The sequence below is a fragment of the Halarsenatibacter silvermanii genome (assembly GCF_900103135.1).
In the GTDB taxonomy this organism is placed as follows: Bacteria; Bacillota; Halanaerobiia; order Halanaerobiales; family Halarsenatibacteraceae; genus Halarsenatibacter; species Halarsenatibacter silvermanii.
Map to the genome: position 1 here is coordinate 131,434 of NZ_FNGO01000004.1, position 18,263 is coordinate 149,696.

General features: G+C 44.9%; 14 protein-coding genes. 1 reads left to right on the forward strand and 13 read right to left on the reverse strand.

Going from position 1 to position 18,263, the window contains the following annotated elements; genetic code table 11:
• Positions 1 to 98: 98 nt before the first annotated feature.
• The 8 genes from BLT15_RS03370 to tyrS form a co-directional block, all read right to left on the reverse strand.
• Positions 99 to 359 (reverse strand): DUF4911 domain-containing protein, encoded by a 261-nt coding sequence (locus BLT15_RS03370; protein ID WP_159429794.1) that lies wholly within the window; start codon positions 357 to 359, stop codon positions 99 to 101.
• On the reverse strand, positions 352 to 1,575 hold the full coding sequence (locus BLT15_RS03375; RefSeq protein WP_089758656.1) for a peptidase U32 family protein: 1,224 nt from the start codon (positions 1,573 to 1,575) through the stop codon (positions 352 to 354). The genes BLT15_RS03370 and BLT15_RS03375 overlap by 8 nt, the downstream gene beginning before the upstream one ends.
• Positions 1,576 to 1,618: 43 nt before the next feature.
• Entirely contained in the window at positions 1,619 to 2,659 is a 1,041-nt protein-coding gene (gene mltG, locus BLT15_RS03380; RefSeq protein ID WP_089758658.1) for an endolytic transglycosylase MltG, read from the reverse strand.
• Positions 2,660 to 2,680: 21 nt separating this feature from the next.
• Positions 2,681 to 2,974, reverse strand: coding sequence for a DUF1292 domain-containing protein (locus BLT15_RS03385; RefSeq protein WP_159429795.1), 294 nt, complete (start codon positions 2,972 to 2,974; stop codon positions 2,681 to 2,683).
• Between the two features lie 17 nt (positions 2,975 to 2,991).
• Positions 2,992 to 3,402, reverse strand: coding sequence for a Holliday junction resolvase RuvX (gene ruvX, locus BLT15_RS03390; protein WP_089758662.1), 411 nt, complete (start codon positions 3,400 to 3,402; stop codon positions 2,992 to 2,994).
• Positions 3,403 to 3,533: 131 nt separating this feature from the next.
• Positions 3,534 to 3,806 (reverse strand): IreB family regulatory phosphoprotein, encoded by a 273-nt coding sequence (locus BLT15_RS03395; RefSeq protein WP_089758664.1) that lies wholly within the window; start codon positions 3,804 to 3,806, stop codon positions 3,534 to 3,536.
• Positions 3,807 to 3,853: 47 nt separating this feature from the next.
• Positions 3,854 to 6,496 carry an alanine--tRNA ligase gene (gene alaS / locus BLT15_RS03400; RefSeq protein WP_089758666.1) on the reverse strand — a complete coding sequence of 881 codons (2,643 nt, stop codon included), beginning with the start codon at positions 6,494 to 6,496 and terminating at the stop codon, positions 3,854 to 3,856.
• Complete coding sequence (gene tyrS / locus BLT15_RS03405) at positions 6,496 to 7,755, reverse strand: tyrosine--tRNA ligase (protein ID WP_089758669.1); 1,260 nt, start codon at positions 7,753 to 7,755, stop codon at positions 6,496 to 6,498. The genes alaS and tyrS overlap by 1 nt, the downstream gene beginning before the upstream one ends.
• 265 nt (positions 7,756 to 8,020) lie before the next feature.
• On the opposite strand from tyrS, the gene BLT15_RS03410 reads away from it, so the two are divergent.
• On the forward strand, positions 8,021 to 10,741 hold the full coding sequence (locus tag BLT15_RS03410; RefSeq protein ID WP_089758671.1) for a transglycosylase domain-containing protein: 2,721 nt from the start codon (positions 8,021 to 8,023) through the stop codon (positions 10,739 to 10,741).
• 20 nt (positions 10,742 to 10,761) lie between these two features.
• On the opposite strand, the gene BLT15_RS03415 is transcribed toward BLT15_RS03410, so the two are convergent.
• Genes BLT15_RS03415 through pheT form a run of 5 tightly spaced genes read right to left on the reverse strand, consistent with a single transcriptional unit; the run spans position 10,762 to position 18,231 of the window.
• The gene (locus BLT15_RS03415) at positions 10,762 to 13,149 is read right to left on the reverse strand and encodes an endonuclease MutS2 (protein ID WP_234985484.1); all 2,388 of its coding nucleotides are present in this window, start codon (positions 13,147 to 13,149) and stop codon (positions 10,762 to 10,764) included.
• 3 nt (positions 13,150 to 13,152) lie between these two features.
• A complete protein-coding gene (gene polX, locus BLT15_RS03420) occupies positions 13,153 to 14,907 on the reverse strand; it encodes a DNA polymerase/3'-5' exonuclease PolX (protein WP_089758673.1) in 1,755 nt (584 codons plus the stop codon).
• 17 nt (positions 14,908 to 14,924) lie between these two features.
• On the reverse strand, positions 14,925 to 15,413 hold the full coding sequence (locus BLT15_RS03425) for a CvpA family protein (RefSeq protein WP_089758675.1): 489 nt from the start codon (positions 15,411 to 15,413) through the stop codon (positions 14,925 to 14,927).
• Between the two features lie 3 nt (positions 15,414 to 15,416).
• The gene (locus tag BLT15_RS03430) at positions 15,417 to 15,767 is read right to left on the reverse strand and encodes a cell division protein ZapA (RefSeq protein ID WP_089758678.1); all 351 of its coding nucleotides are present in this window, start codon (positions 15,765 to 15,767) and stop codon (positions 15,417 to 15,419) included.
• Between the two features lie 58 nt (positions 15,768 to 15,825).
• A complete protein-coding gene (pheT, locus tag BLT15_RS03435) occupies positions 15,826 to 18,231 on the reverse strand; it encodes a phenylalanine--tRNA ligase subunit beta (protein ID WP_089758680.1) in 2,406 nt (801 codons plus the stop codon).
• Positions 18,232 to 18,263: the final 32 nt, after the last annotated feature.

Here is an 18,263-nt window from a genome sequence, read left to right on the forward strand (position 1 = left end):
TCGAGTATCACTTTGCTTTATATCTTCCAGCCATTATTGTCATAATAATGATCTTATACGATATCTATAAAACTGATAACAGGAAGAAATTTATTTAATTATTCCAGCTCCAGTTCATCTTTTTTTATTTCTACTGGAAATCTGGACTGCAGGTCCTGCAAAATTTCTCTGGCAATTTTATGAGTTCCAGGGGTTACATCAAGCTTTATGATGCCTTCCTCACCTTCATCAAGGGTCATCATGGCAATACCTTCATAAGATTTGAATATCATATCCACAAAAACAAGCTCTTCCTGAGGAACTCTGGCGATTATGCGATAGGTATCATCCGGCGGGATGAAATCTTCCTCTTTATTCATCTTTTTCTCTCCTGATAATATAATTTTCTCCCACTTCATGGTCCACCCTTAGTTTTACCAGGCTCTCCGGATGGGGAGCAACCTCTATTCGGCTGCCCTGATTATCATACAATTCCTCCACGTTCTGTTTGAAGACCTGGCATCCAGGCCCGAAGATTTCCAGTTCATCACCGACAGATATTTTATTCTTAACTTTGACAATAGCAGTTTTGGTGTCTGGAAGATAGCCCCTGATCAGGCCTAAGTATCGATAATCTCTTATATAACTGGAGTTTTTATAATTTTGAGCTTCTGTTCCCGGGCTGCCCTCAAAAAAGCCGCTGGTATAGGGGCGATGGCTTATTTTGTTCAATTCTTTCTGCCATTTTTCTTTGATTGCGAATTCTTCCGGTGAATCAGCAAATTTATCCAGAGCGGTTCTGTAAACCGAAGTTACCGCAGCCACATAATGGACGCTTTTCATGCGTCCTTCAATTTTTAAAGCATCAACTCCCAGATTGACCAGTTCGGGAATTCTGTTCAAAAGATTGAGGTCTTTGGAGTTCATTATATAGGTGCCGCCTTCATCTTCTTCTATAGGATAAGATTCCTCCGGCCTGTTCTCCTCCACCAGATTATACTTCCAGCGGCAGGGCTGGGCGCAGGCTCCTCGATTTGCATCTCTGCCGGTCATATAATTGCTGAGCAAACATCTCCCGGAATAAGATATGCACATAGATCCATGAACAAACATTTCCAGTTCAGCTTCTGTCATCTCATCTATATATTCGATCTCGCCCCGGGAAAGCTCGCGGGCCAGTATGACTCTTTCAATCCCCCGATTTTCCCAGAACTTTACACTCGCCCAGTTAACGGTATTGGCCTGGGTGCTCAGGTGAATGGGGAGCTGAAGATTCTCACGCTCGATAAGATAAAGCACTCCCGGATCGGAAACTATCACTGCATCTACTCCAATTTCCTCAAGAAATTGTAAATACTCGAGCATACTTTTTAATTCCATATTGTGAGGAATGATGTTCATAGTAACATAGATCGAGCTGCCCCTCTGACGGGTATAATCTATAGCTTCATGCATTTCTTCGCGACTGAGATTTTCAGCCCCCGCCCTCAGGCCAAATTCTTTGCCTCCACAATAAACAGCATCGGCTCCATAATCCAGGGCAACTTTTAGTTTTTTGAGATTTCCAGCCGGTGCCAGCAATTCTGGCAGTACCATAAAAAATCCTCCCGTCAACTGAGCATTTATTTAATCTGTCACATCAATCCAAAAGCTTTCTCTGTCTTTGCAGATGTTCCTGATAGGATTTGGTAAATTCATGGCTTCCATCTCCCCTGGCAAAAAAGAAAAGATAGTCATTTTTATCCGGTTCGATGGCAGCCTTGATAGCTTCATCTCCGGGACTGGCAATAGGACCGGGCGGCAGTCCGGGATAGAGATAGGTATTATAGGGCGAATCCACCTCTAAATCGCTGTACAGCAGGCGCTCTTTTCTCTCCGTGAGGGCATACTGCACTGTGGCATCTATCTGCAGGCGCATATTATCTTTTAACCTGTTGAGAATGACACCGGCTATTACTGGTTTTTCTTCCGGCAGAACAGCTTCTTTCTCAATCAGAGAGGCCAGAACCACAACTTCCCGAATTGTCCAGTTTTCCTGAAAATCCATCCAGGACTCCTTAAAATCATCGCGTTCATAGATAAAACTCTCAATTTCATCCAGCCACTTTTCCTCGAATCTGTCCAGCATCGTATCGATTAAATCGCCGGGATCGATATCATAGGGGACCAGGTAAGTCGTGGGATAAAGAAAGCCCTCGATTCTGTACTGGAGACTATCAGAATCCGGCAGATAATTTCTGCCGTCTGCTGATCTCCGGGCCTCCTGCAAAAATTCATCTTCAGTCAATTTTAAATTGGAAGCTGCCCGGCTGGCTATTTCCTCCACGGTGCTGCCTTCCGGCACAGCCAGCCGCTCTGTGTAGACCCGGCCCTGACCTATTTTTTCAACAATCTCGTCGACTTTCTGGTTTCGGGAAAATTTATATAAACCGGCCTGCATATTTCGATCCATTTCATGCAGGCGGGCGTAAATTTTGAAAAGATGACGGGATCTTATAACGCCTTCATCGAATAATTTATCGGCAATCTCCTCAAGAGAAGACCCAGCAGAGACTTCAACCCTTCTCTCCTCAGCAGATTTTTCCTGCCATTCTTCTGCAGGTCGGCGGTGATGATCAAACCATAAATACAGAGAAGCCGTCATAAGTAAAATTAAAAAAATTATACCGGCTTTTTTCATCTCCCTGGCCTCCCGGGTGTTTTACTCAGTTTCTTCCTCAGCGTAATAATTCTTGCAGACCTCTTCAAATTCTTCATCATCATCGATGATAGTCAATACTTCCTCGTCTCCTTTATCAATTATTTTCATAATCAGGGCTGTTTCTTCTTCCTCAACTTCCCCTTCTTCAGCTTCGGCGGGCGAAAGAATACAGTAAGCTTCACCTTGCAAATTGAATTTATCCTGAAAGTAAAATCTTTTGTGTTCCTCTTCATATTCTATCACCAGCTCTTTATTATCAGGATCATACCAGTACCTGCCTTCATCAATTTCCACAGCTTTTTCCTCCTTAATTAATCGATGCTTTCCAGATATTTTCTCAAAATTAAAGAGGCAGCCAGCTTATCCCTTTTTCTTTTCCTTGCCGCCCGGGATAAATCTGCTTTTAATAAGACCTTTTCGATCTCAGCGCTGGTCAACCTCTCATCCATCAGTATAACCGGAAGATGTAGATTTTCCCTCAGATCATCGACAAATTTTTCAGTTATTTCAGCCCGCTCGCCCCGACCTCCATCCATATGCAGAGGAAGTCCTACAACAATTTTCTCGATATCATGTTTCTCCACGATATCAGTCAATTCTTCGAGCACTTCTTCCAGGCAGCTGTTTTCTATTGTCCTCAAAGGCAGCGAAGTGAGGTGGAGCTCATCGCTTACAGCCACCCCTATTCTCGCATCACCATAGTCAAGTCCCAAAATACTCACTCAGATTAAGCATCCTTTCAATTTATTTATTCTAATAACTCATTATAACCTTCACCGCTGGCGTTTGCAAACACAATTTTCCCAAAAATAAGTCCCGGCCTTCCGGCCGGGTAATTAGAATATTTTTTAAGTCAATCCTCTCCAAGATAGCTGCTGATAAGTTCCTCCAAAAGCTCATCTCTGTCTATTGTCCTGATCATAGTCCGGGCGCTCTGATGGCTGGTGATATAAGCGGGATCTCCGGAAATCAAATAACCAACTATTTGATTAACGGGATTATAACCTTTGTCCTCCAGAGCTTCGTAGACTTTTTCCAGCACATAACCAGCCTCATTCATCTCTTCGCTCAGGTCATAATCGAACTTTACAGTTTCATCACCTATATCGTTCTTTTGCTTGTTCATGATCAACACCCTCGCAATTTTTTGCAGGCACTTTTTTTTAAGCCAGGTTATAAATTCTCCTCGACAAGTCTGCGGGCGGCAGCAAAAGCTCTATCAATATTTTCAGGATTGCTGCCGCCGGCCTGTGCCATATCCGGCCTTCCGCCTCCACCGCCTCCGACTTCAGCGGCGATTTCACCGATCATATCTCCAGCATCAAATCCTGATTCAACCAGTTGTGAACCTGCACGAGCTATCAAAAAAACACTTTCCTCCCCTGTGCTGGCCAGAAGAATAAAACCATTATCCAGATGTTCTATCAACTCATCGCTAAGAATTCTCAAAGTTTCTCTGTCAGTCCTCTGAAGATTTTCCATGATTATATCCACGCCGTCAACCTTTTCTTTTCTATTTAACAGTTCTTCGGCTTTTTGAGAGGCCAGCCTATCCTGAAGCGATTCGACCTTCTGTTCCAGCTCTTCTTGCTCTTCTTTTAGATATTTGACGGCATCTAACAATGAATTTTCATCAGAATTTAACTCCCCGGCCAGTTCATCAATTCTGTTCTGCTGCCGGCGCAGATAATTGAGTGAATTTGTGCCGGTAGTCGCTTCAATTCTGCGAATTCCAGCTGCTATGCTGCTCTCGTCAATAATTTTAAAAAGACCAATTTCTCCCGTGGCCTGAACATGGGTTCCCCCGCAGAGTTCCAGACTGAAATCATCGATCTCAATAACCCTCACCTCTTCACCATACTCTTCTTCAAAAAGCGCCTGCGCTCCTCCTTCTTTGGCTTCTTTAACCGAGGTAATGCGGGATTCAACTTCTCTGTTTCTCAATATTTCAGCATTGACACGATCTTCAATCTCTGCGATTTCTTCCTCCTCCAGGCTGCCAAAATGGGTGAAGTCAAATCTCAATCTATCGGGAGCAACCAGCGAGCCGGACTGTGTGACGTGATCGCCCAGAACTTCCATGAGTGCCTGATGCAGCAGGTGCGTGGCAGTATGATTTCTGGCCGTCGCCCGTCTCAGAGTCGAATCAACTTCCAGCTTTACTTCTATATCGGCTGTAAGCTCCCCCTCTTTGACTTTTACCTGATGAACCGGCAGCCCCAGAAAATCCCTGACATCATTGACTTCAACTTCCAGATCATCATCGAATATCGATCCCTTATCTCCTACCTGACCACCGGATTCAGCATAAAAGGGCGTCACATCAAGAATAACTTCCCCCTCTTCTCCAGCCGACAAATTTTCCACCTCTTCGCCATCCTGGATCAAAGCTATAATTTCAGCCTTCTGTTCCAGTTTTTCATAGCCGACAAATTCAGGCTTATTCTCCATATTTTCCAGTATTTCTTCGTAAATTTCTACTTCGCCGCCGGCAAAACCGCCTTCCGTGCGGGCCTGTCTGGCTCTCTGGCGCTGTTCTTTCATGGCCTCCTCAAAACCTTTTTCATCAACCTCAAGACCTTTTTCGCTCAGTATATCACGGGTGATGTCCAGAGGAAAGCCATAGGTATCATAAAGTTCAAAAGCTCTTTTTCCGCTCATGGTGGGTCGATTTTCAGATTCCATCTCTTCGATTTGATCTTCCAGTATATCCAGACCATCTTCCAGAGTTCGCAGAAAGCTTCTTTCTTCTGATTTTACAACCTCTTCTATGAAATCCTTTCTCTGACCGATCTCCGGATAACCGCCCGACATAACGTCAATTACTTCCTCTACCAGCGTGTAAAGAAAAGGTTCAGAATAACCAAGATCTCTGCCATATCGAGAGGCTCTTCTCAGAAGTCTGCGCAGCACATAACCTCTGCCCTCATTGGAAGGAATTACACCGTCAAAAACTGCCATGGTGACGCCGCGTATATGATCGGAGATCACACGGAGTGCAGTCTTGATCTCCTCTTTTTCATCATAACTGCAGCCGGTCTGTTTTTCCACTTCCCGGATTATTGGAAACATGATATCAATTTCGAAATTGGAATCGACCCCCTGCAGCACGGAGGCGGTCCTTTCAAGTCCCATGCCGGTATCTATATTTTTTTGAGGAAGTTCGACGTACTCACCTGCCTCGGTATAATCATACTGAGTGAAAACCAGATTCCACAGTTCCAGAAAACGATCCCCTTCTCTTTCCAGCACCTCATCGCTGAGTTCGTCAACAGGCTCTAGACCGTATTCTTTACCCCTATCCAGATGTATTTCCGAGCAGGGGCCGCAGGGACCGGTGCCTATCTGCCAGAAGTTTTCATCCATTCCCCTCCTGATAATTTTTTCAGGAGGAACGCCTATATCATCATGCCAGATATCGAATGACTGGTCGTCTTCGTGAAAAATAGTTATGATCAGGTCTTCTTCAGGAAACTGGAGAACTTCAGTAACGTATTCCCAGGACCATTCTATAGCTTTTTGCTTAAAATAATTGCCGAAGGAGAAGTTTCCGAGCATTTCAAAGAAAGTTTGGTGACGGGCTGTTTTTCCCACATTTTCAATATCGTTGGTTCTGATGCATTTCTGAGAAGTCACCATTCTCTCCCGGGGAGGGTCCTCGCTCCCGCTAAAATAAGGCTTTAACGGCGTCATACCTGCATTTATCCAGAGCAGGGATGGATCATTTTTGGGGACGAGCGGTGCACTTTTGCGGGCCAAATGACCCTTGCTTTCAAAGAACTCTATAAAAGACTGTCTGAGATCATCTGCCTTCATTATCGATCCTCCCTTAATATTTTAGCAAATCTCTTTTTGCCTACTTTTAAGATTGTGCCATGTTCTACATCCAGATCATAATCGGCCGTTTCAATTTTGTGTTCATCAAGGCTTACAGCCCCCTGATCTATCAACCTCATGGCTTCGCTGTTGCTATCAGCAAAACCCGCCCTGGTGATCAAATCTACAATCCATATCTCATCGTTCTCATCCAGATCTTCAGAGCTTATTTTGATCTCCGGTAAATCTTCGGGAATTCCACCTTCCAGAAATACTTTATCAAATTCTTCTGCTGCCTCTTCAGCTTTAACTTCGTCATAAAAGCGTTCAACCAAATTATGAGCCAGTTCTCTTTTGATATCTCTGGGATTTTCCTCCCCTTTATCCAGCCTATCTTCCAGCTCTTTCAATTCGTCCGGGTCGACATCTGTCAGCAATTCAAAATAACGATATATCAAATGATCCGGAAGAGACATCGCTTTGCCGAACATATCAGCGGGTTTTTCTTCTATACCTATATAATTATCAAGGCTTTTGCTCATTTTATCTTCTCCATCAAGCCCCTCCAGCAGCGGCATCATAACCAGTATCTGCGGTTTTTGACCGAATTCTTTTTGCAATTTCCTGCCGACCAGCAGATTAAACTTCTGATCGGTCCCTCCCAGCTCAATGTCCGCTTCCAGAGCTACTGAATCATACCCCTGCATAAGCGGATAGAGAAATTCATGGATTGAAATCGGCTGGTTGCTCTCCATCCTCCGGGCAAAATCTTCCCTTTCCAGCATTCTGGCCACTGTATAGCGCGAAGAAATATTTATAACATCTGTAGCATCTAGCTCACCCAGCCAGCTGCTGTTAAAATGAAGTCTGGTCTTTTCAGGATCCAGAATTCGTGAAAATTGTTCTTCATAAGTTTGAGCATTCTTTTGAACTTCTTCTTCGGTCAGCTGGCTTCTGGTCTGAGATTTACCGCTGGGATCTCCTATCATGCCGGTAAAATCACCTATTATCAGGTGAACTTCATGACCAAAATCCTGAAATTGTTTTAATTTATTTAAAACAACAGTATGGCCCACATGCAGATCAGGCGCCGAGGGGTCCAGCCCCAGCTTGACCCTGAGCGGCCTGTCCTCTTTTTCGGCATTTTTTAATTTTTCCTGCAAACCGTCCCTGTCTATAAGCTCCTCTACTCCCTGAGTCAACACCTTCATCTGCTCTTCAACTGAATATTTTCTCTGAGTTTTGCTCAATTTTATCATCCGGAAATATCCGGATTTTCACCTCCTGTAAAAATATTTCACACAGAATTTGATCATCGCAATTTATGCTTATGTATAACTGGATAATATAAACATATTATGGTCTATAAAGATAAAAATTATCTCAAAGAAAGGATTTAAGGCATATTCATATAAGTTAATTATAACAGAATAGAAATTTAGTCACAACCTCATTTGATTAGCAGTAATATTCTCTTTGTGTTATAATGGATCTGATAAACGTGATCAACAGGAGGTGTCTGGATTGGCTGCCGCAGAAAATAGCAGTGGAAAATACAGAATAATGATTTTTGCAGGTGTTATTATCATATCCCTTGTATTTGGAATGGTGCTTGGGGGTGCAACCTGGATCATGCAGGACACGCCCAGCATATCAGAATACGGTGGAGGTACTCAGGCTTCAAAAATATTCAGTGAAGACGGCGAATTATTAAACAGCTTTTTCGTGGAAAATCGAGTTTATGTGGAACTGGAAGAAATTCCCCGGGAACTCAAACAGGCGATAATTGCTATAGAGGACCAGAATTTTTATGATCACCGCGGAATAGATATTATGGGTATAGCCAGAGCTTTACTGAGCAATATCAGAGAGGGAAGAATAGCTGAAGGGGGCAGCACGATTACCCAGCAGCTGGCCAGGAGCGCTCTTCTCACCCATGATCGAACTATATATCGCAAACTGCAGGAAATGTATCTGGCCCTGCAGTTTGAAAGGCTTTACACCAAATCGGAGATTCTGGAAATGTATCTCAATGAAATTTTTCTGGGACATAACTCCTATGGTGTTCAGGCAGCATCCAATATGTACTTCGGCCGGGACGTAAGCGAACTCAACCTTCAGGAGTCCGCGATGCTGGCCGGCCTACCCCGGGCTCCCAACTATTATTCTCCCCTGAACAATAAGAAAGCTGCCACCCACCGCAGAAACGTCGTCTTAAACCGCATGGCTGAACTCGATTTCATCTCAGAAAATGAAGCCAGATCAGCCAGGCAGGAAGATCTTTCTGTGGTTGAAAACGAGCAGGAAGAGGAAATAGATGAATTCGCCGGCCATTTTGTCAAACATGTCAGGAGAAGATTGCTCAACATGTTTGGAGCTGAAATGGTTTATGGTGGAGGCCTTCGGGTAAAAACAACTCTGGATTCAGAACTTCAGACACAGGCTGAATCATCCCTGGAGACAGCACTAGAGGACAATTTACTCCCTACGGTCGAAAGAGAAACTCTGGCGTCTCAAAAACAGCCTCAGTATTCTTTGACCACGATCGATCCGGATACCGGTCAGATTAAAGCGATGATTGGCGGTCGAGGAGATGACAGTTTCAATCGCAGCACTCAGGCCACCCGTCAGCCCGGTTCCGCTTTTAAACCATTTGTTTATGGTGCCGCTTTGGAGGAGGGTTATTCGCCGGGTGATACGGTTTATGATATTCCCCGCCCCAGCCCAAAGCCCGACAGCACCTACCAAATATGGCCGGTAAACTTTGAACACGAATATCACGGTATTGTTTCTTTGCGCCATGCTCTCGCTCAATCTCTAAATGTGGCCGCAGTAAATCTCATCGATGAAATAGGGGTTCGTGATGTTACGGACTTTTCTGAAAGGATGGGAATTACCACCTTTGCAGAACAGGATTATTATGATGATCATTACTCCCTGGCTTTAGGCGGTCTCACTCGAGGCATCACCCCTCTGCAGATGACCTCAGCCTATTCTGTTTTCGCCAATGAAGGCATCTGGGTTGAACCTTATGTAATCGAAGAAGTCCGTGATCGTGAAGGCAATTTGATTTATGAAGCAAATCCCAGCAGAAGAGCAGTATTATCCGAAGCAGAAAATTATCTGGCTCTTGATATGCTGAAATCAGTTGTAGAAGAGGGGACAGGCTGGAGGGCTGATATAGAAGGAGAAGTCGCAGGCAAAACAGGAACTACCAATGACTTCACCGACGCCTGGTTTGTGGGCATGACTCCTGATCTGGCTACCGGCATCTGGATCGGCGAAGATAGCCCCAGGAGAATGACCTATCCTCAAATCGGACGATTGGGAAGCGCTCACGCTACCATGGTCTGGGAAAGATATAAAAGCAAAATAATAGAAGAAACGGATATGGAATTCAGTGAAAATTCCTTCTCCCGGCCGGAAGAGATCGTTAGCACAGAGATAGACCCCGCTACCGGCAAGCTGCCGTCAGAAAATCCTCCTGTTACGGTTGAGGAGATTTTCATAGAAGATAATCTGCCCCAGGAGGAAAGCAGTTTTTCCGGTCAAACAGAGGAAATTAGACTGGACAGCGATTCAGGATTGCTGGCCACAACCCGCTGTCCTGAGGAGAGAATCGAAACAGCTCATTACCTGCTTTCCGACGGCACCCTGCTGGGACCAAGGACAAAAAACTTCGGCCAGAATAACGCTCCCGAAGGTTATGAACCGATCAGGGGAACCTATCAAGCACAGGATAAAATGCCCGTAATTGACATAGATAGTGAGACCGGGATGCCTGAAGATTTCGTAGAGGATTCACCCGTTTTTGCTTCAGTTCCTAAAACCGCCTGTACTGACCATGGTGGTTTTGTTCTCGATGAACCCGAGCTAAGAACGGCAGGTCAGCAGGAAGGTATCCAGCCCGAAGAAGATCAGGAAGTCCCGGCGGATATCGGTATGGAGCCCAACGGCGAAGGAGTAGCTGCGGCAGAAACAGAAGAGGAAACAGCGGATGATGAGAGAGACTGGACTATAGAGGAACTGCTGGAAAATTTAAACAATGAAGACGATGTTGAAGAAGAAGACCTTGAAGATGAGACAGTAACACAGGAAGAGCTGGCAGAGGAAGAGGCTTCTGAAGACGATGAAGAAGAAAGAGATGAAAGAATAGATCGAATTCTGGAAATGCTGCAGTCTGATGAGGAGAATGGGGAGTCAGAACAGGAGGAGAAACCCGATGATGAGTCTGAAGAAGAATAAAAATACTCCTGCAGATTTTTTCACTGCAGCTTGATTATGGTTACTCCCATTCCCCCTTCTCCCTCTTTACCTCCCCTGTATTTTTTTACATGTTTATGTGAATCAGCTGCTTCTCTGACGGCTTCTCTTAAAGCTCCACTTCCCTTGCCGTGAATTACCTCCACCTCATTAAGACCGGCTAAAAAGGCATCGTCCAGATATTTTCTCAGTTTGCGCTGAGCTTCCTGATATCTATCCCCCCTCAGATCAAGCGAAGGGGATATCGAATCGCTCTTTTTCACCTGATATTTTTTAACATTGCTTTCAGCGGTACTTTTTTCCCGGACAGGAGTAAGGTCGGCTAAATCAGCGGTGATCTGCATCACGCCGGCCTGGACTTCAGCCTTCTGGTCATCTTCATCTATCGAAATTATCTCGCCTTCTTTGCCCACACTTTTTATCTTCACTTTATCGCCGCTGGAAAAGTCAGCTTCCGGCTCTTTTTCGGTGCTCTTTTCATCTTGAGAAAAGTAATTTTTTAGTTCTTTGAGTTCAAGATTGAGCTGAGTCTCGAATTTATCGACCTGCCTTTTATCTGTAAAATCACTGTTTTTAAGCTCTGAGATGATCTCTTTGCTGCGGGTTCTCAACCTCTTCAAATCTCTTTTCGCTTTCCCTCTGGTCTCTTCAATAATTTCCTGCTTTTTTTCTTCCAGCTCTTTTTCCCTGGCAGCAAGCTCTTCTTCTCTCCTATCCAGTCTGGCCTGCTTTTTTTCGAGTTCGGAATTTAATTCTTCAAACCTCTGCCTCTCCTCATTCAATTCACGGATTATCTCTTCAACCGCAAGTTCGTCTTTTTCCAGCAGTGATCTGGCTTCTTTTATCAATCTTTCGGGCAACCCCAGCCTTAAGGCAATCTCAAATGCATTGCTCCCCCCCGGTATCCCCATTATGAGGCGATAGGTGGGGCTTAAAGTTTCGACATCGAACTCGACCGAAGCATTCTCAACATTTTCGGTGGTAAAAGCATAACTTTTCAGCTGACTGTAATGGGTTGTGGCCACGCTGACAGCAGCGCGCGATTTGAACTCCTCCAAAATTGAGATAGCCAGAGCAGCACCTTCTCTGGGGTCAGTTCCCACTCCTATTTCATCGAGCAGGACCAGAGATTCGCTGCCGGCCTGCTTTAAGAATGTTCTTATATTATTCATATGAGAGGAAAAGGTGCTCAAATTCTGTTCGATACTTTGTTCGTCCCCTATATCAGCGAAAACATTGTTAAAAATAGATATTTTGCTGCCGTCCTCTGCAGGAAGAGGGACCCCGGCAGAGGTTAAAACCACAAATAAACCCAGAGTTTTCAATGATACCGTCTTTCCCCCGGTATTGGGCCCGGTGATTACCAGAGTGTTAAAACCATCTCCCACCTCAATATCTATGGGCACGGCCTCATCGCCCAGCAGAGGATGTCTCCCCTGTTTTATATCAATTATCCCCTTTTCATTGATCCGGGGAACAGTCCCATCCCAGTCTTCCATAAAGCCCCCACGGGCAAAACAGTCGTCCAGCTTTATCAATAGTCTGTAATTCTGCCTTATCACCGCGGCTTCCTGGCCTATTTTAAAACTTAATTCCTGCAATATTCTATGAATTTCTTCCTCTTCCTGCTGTCGGAGCTCGCGGAGTTTGTTGTTCAATTCCACAACGGCCATCGGCTCCATAAATACGGTCATACCGCTGGAAGAACGCCCATGGATTATTCCAGAGAAAGTGTTGCGATGTTCCTGTTTGACCGGCACCACATATCTATTTTCACGACGGGTTATAACATCATCCTGCAGCAGGTCTCGTTCTTTCTTGATCGTTCTGTTTAATTGATTTTTGATCTCCCTTTCGGTCCTATCCATCGATTTTCTAATCTCTCTTAATCTGGAACTGGCCGTATTTTTTATCTCATTTTTATCATCGATCACCTTATCAATTTCTTTTCTCAACCCGGGAAGAGATTCCAGCTGTTCGCTGTAATTCTGTAAAGGTCCTTCCAGGAGTCTGCTTTCAGCGCTTTGACTTTCCTGCTGTTCGGTGCAGATATCAGAAAAGAAGTCAGCCGTGTTGACAGAAGAACGAAGAACACCGTCGATACTGCTGATCTCTTCGGGGTTTAAAACCAGTTCCTTATTAGCTTTCATAACCAGATCTTCGAGATTTTCCGGAGCCAGAAGAGGCGGTCTTCCTTTCTCATCAAGTATATGAGATGCCTGTTCAGCTTCCAGAAGTCTGCGTTCTATTTCATCTCTGTATTTTAAAGGTCTTAAAGAATCAATCCTTTTCTGTCCCGGTTCAGTCCCGGCATAATCTTTGACTATATCTTTTATTTTGGAAAACTCGAGCATTTCCAGGCTCTGCTCGTGAGCCTTTTGCAGGGCCAAAACTTATATCCTCCTTTGAGAGACAAAATCTTTAAATTCTGTCAGACTGTACGTGTTTATTATATCATTTTTATCCAGCCAGCCTCTTCGTCCCACGTTTATACCATAAATCATATTTTCATATTCTCCGGTACGATGAGCATCGGTATTGATGGCCATTTTAACCCCTTTTTCTCCCGCCAGACGGGCATAATTATCATCCAGATCCAATCGAGAAGGAAAGGAGTTGATTTCCAGGCAGGTCCGATTGCTGGCTGCTGATTCAATAACAGCTTCCATGTCAACGCTATAAGCTTCACGGCTTTTCAGCAGCCTGCCCTGAGGATGGCCTATTATATCGACCAGGGGGTTTTCTACAGCTTTTATTATTCTTTCAGTCATTTCGAGTTCGGTCTGGTTAAAACCGCTGTGCACAGAAGCTATGACCAGGTCGAGTTCGGCCAGAACTTCCCTCGAATAATCCAGCTCTCCAGAAGGAAGTATATCAGCCTCGGTTCCTTTAAAAACCTCGATCTCTTCATATTTTTCATTCATCTCCTCAATGATTTCAGCCTGCCGGGCCAGCTCCTCCGGAGTTAGACCATCAGCTATCCTCAAGGAAACCGAATGATCTGTTATAGCCAGGTAATCATAACCCCTGGCAATTGCTCCCTGAACCATTTCTTCCAGGTTCTGACTTCCATCGCTGAAATTTGTATGAACGTGTAGGTCTCCTTTTATATCCTTTAGACCCGGACTTTCGGGCAATTCCCCACAGACAGCAGCTTCGGTCTCCCCCTGCCCCTCTCTCAGTTCCGGAATTATATACGGCAAATCCAGTGCTCTATAAATATCCTGTTCTTCTTTTATATCGATCTCATCGGAACAGCAAAAAATACCGTCAGTATCAGAATCAAAACCCTGAGTTTTAGCTTTCTGCCTCAAATTTTCCAGATGTAGATCAGAACCAGTGAACATAAGAAGAGCCCAGGGCAAATCCGCAGGGGAGACCAAAAATATATCGAGCTGAAGCCCATCATTCAATCTGCATTCGAGAATCTGAGCATTATTGAATCTTTCGGAAGTTCTGCTCCGCTCAACTTCATCTATCCGCCGCCAGGTTTCTAACTCCAGATGCAATTCCTTCTGATCAGCAGAGTCAACTGAGACAACCATATCGACATCCTTTAAAAGCTCTTTCTTTCTTCGCAGGCTTCCGGCCGGAAACACCTCCTCAATTTCCACAGATGTGGAATCGAGAAATTGTTTTATCCCGGAGTAAAAGTCTTCAGCCTCATCGATGGAAATATATTTTTGATATTCCCGGTAGCGCCTAAGCCCTTCGGCAATTTTTTTCTCAAGCTTTTCTCCAAAACCAGAAAGATCTCTGATGGCTCCATCTTCGAGGGCATTTTTAAGATCCCGCACATTGCCAATCTGAAGCTCATAAAAAAGTTTATGAGCTCTTTTGGGTCCCAGACCCGGTATCTGCAGCAGATCTATGATTCCGTCGGGAAGCTCGCGTTTGAGCTCCTCCAGATCCTGCAGAGAACCCTCTTCAACAATTTCTTTTATGGTAGCAGCGATTCCCTCTCCCACACCGCTAATTTCAGTCAGCCTGTCGCTGCGATACAGTTCTTCAAAGTCCTCTTCCAGACTTCTCAAACTGCGAGCAGCTCTCTCATAAGCACTGATTCGGTATTGATTATCACCTTTTATCTCCATGAGATCGGCCAGTTCGCTTAATATCTGAGATATATCTCTGGCACTAATTTCCATTAATACAAAATCACCCCTCAATCCAGTATATCACCGATAATGTCCTGAAAAATCGGGGTCAGCTCTGTGAATCTTTCGGCAAGATGCGAGTTTTCCACGAATGTTTCGACCTCCGTGATCGGAATTTCATTGAGTACGAGAACCAGTATATAGGCCAGCAGAACCCCTTTAACCGCTCCCAGAATAAAACCTCCAGCTCTGTCCACCGGCTCAAGGTAAAATTTCTCCAGGGCAGCCTGCAGGGATTCCCCCAGCATATGAACAGCCACATTTATAATGATGAAGATGAGCGAAAAACTTATAAACTGGATGACGGCCGGGGAAAAATCAAAATAATTAGCGGCAAAATCCGCCAGAGGCAGGTAAAATTTAAAGGCCACGTAGACAGATACTATTATTCCTACAATGGTGGCAGTTTGACTGATAAATCCATTGCGGTAACCGCTGACCAAAAAATAAAGAATTATTAAGGATATAAAAATATCCAGAAGCGAAAGTCCATTCAATTATTACTCTACCTCCTGGAGGAGATTTAGCAGTTCTTCATTCTCTTCCCTCAACCGCTTCATCTCCTGTTCCAGCTCTTTGTTTTCCTCCTCGAGCTCAGTCAGTTTTTCTTCAGCTTTTTTCCGGTTTTGCTCAGATTTAAAATACTTATCTGCCAGATTAAGCATGGTCAGACCATAAAGTCTGCGCCGGGGGAGAGTGGGATAGGCGGCAGAAATTTCTTCACCCACTCCATTAACCTCCTCTACCAGTTTATTAAGATAATCCAGGGAAAGCTCCCCGGTCACAGGCATGGTCTCTCCCAGAATTTCCACCTCATATTTTTTCCTGTTATAGGATTCGTTGTTGTTCACTATCTAATCCTCCAGACTGGCATATTATTTTCACAGCATCGGATAGCCGCTTTAAAATTTACATTCCCCTGATGCTTGCTCCCAGTTCTTTTTTGGTCCTCTCTATGATATTATCCATATCCTGACCTATCTCCTCTTCTGTGAGCGTTCTTTCGCGATTCTGAAACTTAAGTTTTAAAGCTATACTTTTTTTGCCGTCCGGAATCTGATCGCCCCGATAATAGTCAAATACCCTAACCCGGCTCAAATTGCTGGAAGCTTCTTCAATCACTGCTGATCTCAGCTCCCGAGCGCTCACTTCCTCATCGACTATGAAAGCAAGATCTCTGTCTATCGAGGGATGGCGCGGCAGCGGCTCATATTCTATCTCTCGATAACCTGATCTTGCAAACAACAGACCAAAATCAAACTCACCAGCTGAGGTGCGTTCTGGAAGATCATAAAAGTCGATCAAATCAGGATGGAGTTCTCCCAGATAACCGGCTTTTTCGTCGTCTATGATCAATTCGGCGCAGCGGCCGGGATGAAAAGCGGGGTGGTCAAAACGCTGCCAGTTAAACTCATTAACTTCCAGATCATCAAGCAAATTTTCTGCAATACCCTTTAGGTAAAAGAAATCAGCTGCATCGAGCTCCCAGACATCTCTAAAATCATCTGCCCCCATGCTGGCCAGTCCCAGGTTTTTATTTTCCTCCGGTCTTTTATCCGCATTTCCTCCTTCAAAGAAAACGTTGCCCATTTCAAATATGCCCATTACCTCTACCTGAGAGCGTGCATTGTGGGAAAGCGATTCGATCAGGCCGGGCAGCAGACTGGTTCTGAGCGTGGCAAACGATTCGCTGAGCGGATTTTTCAGTTTTACTATTTCTTTCTGAGTTTCCTCCAGATAGGGAAGAAAATCGTCTTCACGGGGGCGAAGGCTAAAACATAAAGCTTCTTCCAGCCCCTGACCTTTTAAAAAGTCGGAAACCTTTTTCTCCGCCTTCTGCCTGTCAGTTCTGCCCCCTGCTTCCCTGGCAGGAGGACTGGTGTAATCGATATTGTTGTAACCATAAACCCGGGCTATCTCCTCGATCAGACCCGCTTCACACTCCACATCAGTTCTGAAACCCGGTATTTCAACCTGCAGCAGATCTTCTTTTTCACCTGTTTGGCAGGAAAAACCGAGACCTTTTAGCATATCCATCATCTCGTCTCCGGTTATATCAATTCCCAGATGAGCGTTAACTCTCTGAGGTTTTAACTCCATAGATTCACTCCGATAAGGTCGGGGATACACGTCAACCAAATCTCCCCTGACCTCGGCAGAAGCATATTTTTCCAGCAGATAACAGGCTCTATTCGAGGCTTCTTCGATAGCTGTAATATCTATTTCTCTCTCGAAACGGTGGGAGGAATCGGTGGATAAGGCCAGACGCTGAGCTGTTCTACGGATGGAGACAGGATCAAAACAGGCCGCCTCCAAAAGAACATTTTCAGTATACCCGGTTACTTCGGTCTCAGCGCCGCCCATGACTCCGGCCAGACCGATGGCCTTTTCTCGATCGGCTATAACCAGATCCTCCTCAGTCAACCGTCTGTTTTCATCATCGAGCGTGATAAGTTTTTCGCCCGGCTCGGCTCTACGAACAATAATTTCATCCCCTGAAATCCTGTCAAAGTCAAAGGCGTGCAGCGGCTGATTGTACTCCAGCATGACAAAATTAGTAATATCCACGACATTATTGATCGGTCTTATACCCACAGCTTCGAGTCTTTGCTGCAGCCAGCGGGGAGAAGGTTTTATCTCAACCCCCTCAAGATAGCGGGCTGTATAGCGGGGACAGAGTTTTTCTTCCTCTATACTCACACTGACCGGCGATTCTCCCCGGGGTTTTACGCCGGTCCGGGGCCATTTGATTTCTAAATCTTTCTCAGCTAAAGCCCTTAATTCTCTGGCTATGCCCAGCATCCCCAGACAGCGAGCATAATTGGGGGTGAGATCGAGCTTATAAACGTGGTCATCTCTGCCGCTTTCGGAAATAAATTTCGAACCTGCCTCAAAATCCTCGGGCAGCTCCATGATGGCATCCTGTTTTTCATCTTCCAGACCGAGTTCGTGGGCAGAACAAATCATGCCCTGCGATCTGATATTTTCCATCTCTATTTCTTCTACCCTGCTCCCGTCCGGAAGTTCCGTACCGGGCAGAGCCACCGGGACTTTAATATTAGCTCTCACATTGTCAGCACCGCATATTATCTGTCTCTGCTCGCCATCAAAATCGACCTGACAGACCTGAAGATTTTCTTTTTCAGGATGTTTCTCGGTTTCAATCACCCGGCCTACAGCGATATATTCCAGTCCACTTCCCAGAAACTCCCGAGATTCTACTTCCAGCCCGGCCATGGTCAGCTCATGCTCGAGCTCCTCGGGAGTATAGGGCAGATCGATATACGAATCAAGCCAGTTATAGGAAACTTTCATTATGTTATCTCCTCCAGCGAATTATGTATTAT